General features: G+C 39.3%; 1 protein-coding gene. It reads left to right on the forward strand.

From position 1 onward, the window contains the following. A partial coding sequence (locus ACRHOZ_RS21065; RefSeq protein ID WP_431130264.1) for a LysM peptidoglycan-binding domain-containing protein occupies positions 1 to 262 on the forward strand: 262 nt, incomplete at both ends.

The following is a 262-nucleotide window of genomic DNA, read 5'->3' on the forward strand; positions in this document are numbered from 1 at the left end:
TTCCTACAAGCTCAATATCATTCCAAAGGTAAAGGGAAAGGACTATGTATTACGATTGCCAGTAAACAAAATTGGTCAGTTTGTAAGCAATGAGGACGAGATTTATGCTTTTGTAAAAAAGCAGCTGGATTCTCTGGAAAAACCTTTGCCGCAATTTGTAGAGACCAAGAACCAGATTCGATACAAGGTTAGAAGTGTGGATTATTTAGGAAAGATTGCAGAGCGATACGGCGTTGGGGTTAGCCAGATCAAAAGATGGAAT

Origin of the sequence: Flagellimonas flava (genome assembly GCF_050617915.1) — a bacterium.
In the GTDB taxonomy this organism is placed as follows: domain Bacteria; phylum Bacteroidota; class Bacteroidia; order Flavobacteriales; family Flavobacteriaceae; genus Flagellimonas; species Flagellimonas flava_A.